The 914-nt window shown below is 56.6% G+C and carries 2 protein-coding genes; one reads left to right on the plus strand and one right to left on the minus strand.

What is annotated here, in order from left to right; translation table 11 throughout:
- Window positions 1-568 (minus strand): NAD-dependent epimerase/dehydratase family protein (locus tag CPT76_RS35620; RefSeq protein ID WP_146116553.1); only part of this gene is annotated, 568 nt, incomplete at its 3' end.
- 99 nt (window positions 569-667) lie between these two features.
- Between CPT76_RS35620 and CPT76_RS35625 the strand changes: the two genes are divergently transcribed.
- Window positions 668-914 (plus strand): MerR family transcriptional regulator (locus CPT76_RS35625; protein WP_146116554.1); only part of this gene is annotated, 247 nt, incomplete at its 3' end.

Genomic DNA, 914 nt, shown 5'->3' on the forward strand with positions numbered 1-914 from the left:
CGACATAGGCGGACACTCCCTTTGCCCGGGCGATGCCGATCAGAGTCGGGATGAAGCCTTTGAGGTCTCCCTCGCTGTGCACCAGCGGCGCGAGCCGTACCGCGGAGGAGCGCACGCCGCGCTCGCCCATCGCGATCACCGCGAGCTCGGTTGGAAGCCGCAGTGCCCCCATCCCTTGGAGATCGCCGGTGTCCGCCTCCGTACTCAGGCGCCCGGGTGTGAGGCCCAAAGTTCCCGAGGTGAACAGGAAGGGTTTGTCAGAGCCTTCGAGCGCTGCACCGATCGCCTCAACCGCGCTGCGTTCTACCTGGGCGCGGGCGTACGGGTCCGTGGTCTCGGAGATGTGCTTGTTGGCCACGTGAACGACCCCGTCCGCCGCGTCGGCGCCGGCGCGCAAGCTGTCGAGGTCTTCCAGATCGCCGCGGTGCACCTTCACGTCGATCGCTGACAGTGCGGCGGCGGCAGCGTCTGAGCGGGCGAGGCCGAGCACTTCGTGCCCCGCGCCGATCAGTTCGCGCACGATGGCGGAGCCGATGTATCCAGTTGCTCCGGTGACAAAAACACGCATAAAGTATTCCTCCTAAAATGAAAATCATTACATTTGAAATGATAAAGTATAGAGTGCACTCGATAGCAATACAGTTCGAACCCATGCTATAATAAAAATATGGAAAACAAATTTTCAAGCAAACAAGTTGCAGAAGAGACGGAATTAAGCATCCGCACATTGCGATACTATGAGCAAATCGGGTTAATTGACGGTATAGAACGGGACGAAAATGGATATCGTCAGTATTCAGAGACCGATATTGCATGGTTTCAAGCTATCAGTTACTTTCGAGCGATTGGGATGTCCATTCGGGAGATGCAGCAGTTTCTCACCTTGCATAATGGTGGAGACCCTACCATAAGAA

The organism is Paenibacillus sp. AR247 (genome assembly GCF_002968895.1).
GTDB lineage: Bacteria > Bacillota > Bacilli > Paenibacillales > Paenibacillaceae > Paenibacillus_AQ > Paenibacillus_AQ favisporus.